At 76.7% G+C, this 1438-nt stretch carries 1 protein-coding gene; it reads right to left on the minus strand.

Annotated elements, in window-relative coordinates; all coding sequences use genetic code 11:
* Positions 1-1438: alpha/beta fold hydrolase (locus tag N864_RS23900; RefSeq protein ID WP_051518938.1), on the minus strand; the 1438-nt coding region annotated here is incomplete at both ends.

The raw sequence follows: 1438 nt of genomic DNA on the forward strand, positions 1-1438 counted from the left end.
TCGGCGGACGCGGCGGGGGTGACCGGGTCGGCGGCGCCGGCGAGCGCGAGCACCGGCGTGGCCGCCTCGCCGAGACGGGGGCGCAGGTCGAAGTCGGCGAGCGCCTCGCAGCAGCGGGCGTAGGACTCCTTGTCGGCGTCCTGGAGCGAGTTGAGCAGGGCGGTGCCGAGGCGGGGGTTGCGCTCGAGGAAGCCCGGCGCGAACCAGCGCTGTGCCGATCCCTCCACCATGACGGGCGTCCCCGCGCGGCGGACGAGGTCGGCGCGCTCGTGCCAGGCGCTCGCCTCCCCGATCTTGGCGCCGGAGCAGAGGATCGCCACCCCGTCGAAGGCCTGGCCGTGGTCGACCGCGAGCTGCAGGCCGACCGTCCCACCCAGGGAGACGCCGGCGTACCAGACCCTCCCCTTGGCGGTGTTGCGCTCGGACTCTGTTGCGGCGAGGACGGATTCGGCGAGAGTGTCGACGGTGATCGGCTCATCCGTCCTGGCGCTGCGGCCGTGACCGGGCAGGTCCCACCCGAGCACCCGGACGTCGCCGGGCAGGGCCGCCGCGCAGTCGGACCAGAGCGGCGCCACGGCCGTGCCGAGCGACGGGCCGACGATGAGCAGGTCCGCCTCGGCCGAGCCGGCCCGCAGCTCGGTGACGGTGACGGTGGGTGGCATGAGAGGACCTCCTTGGTCTGGGGTGGCGTGCCCCTGCAGGGCGCGGTCGACGAGGGCGTCCGACAGGCCGACGTATGCCGCTGGGCTGAGCAGGTCGTCGATCGTGCCGTCGGGCACGCCGTGGGGTGGGTCCCCGCTGGGCAGGCCGTGGCGCAGGAGCGCGTGGATCTCGTCGCGGCTCGCGCCGGAGCGCAGGGCCGAGCGCAGCGCCGGGGCCAGGTCGGCGCCACCCGGGAGGGCGGGCACGGCCCGGAGCAGCCGTTCGGCGACGAGGGCGGGGCCGGCCGCCTCGACGTTGCGGCGCATCGCGTCGGCATGGACCTCGAGGCCGCCCAGGACGTCCGCGAGCTGGGCGGCGGCGACGGGGACGGAGCCGAGCAGGGTGGCCAGGGGGCGCCACTCGGCGTGCCAGGCGCCGTCAGGCCGCTCGTCGGAGGCGAGCGCGGCCGCGGAGTGCAGGGCGGCGGCGAGGTGAGGGGCCTGGATGGCCACGCTGCGCACGAGGATGGACAGGACGGGGTTGCGCTTCTGCGGGAGGGTGGACGAGCCGCCTCGGCCCTCTGCAGCGGGCTCGGCGAGCTCGCCGAGCTCGGGCCGGGACATGAGGATGATGTCGCCGGCGACCTTGCCCATGGCGTCGGTGGCCCGGACGAGCGCGTCGCCGAGCCGCGTCACCGGCGCGCGGTCGGTGTGCCACGGGCGCCGGGTGGACGCGAGGCCCAGCTCCTCGGCGAGCAGGTCGGCCGCCTCGAGGGCTCGCCCGGGCGCGAGGGCGT

The sequence above is a fragment of the Intrasporangium chromatireducens Q5-1 genome, from assembly GCF_000576575.1.
Lineage (GTDB): Bacteria > Actinomycetota > Actinomycetes > Actinomycetales > Dermatophilaceae > Intrasporangium_A > Intrasporangium_A chromatireducens.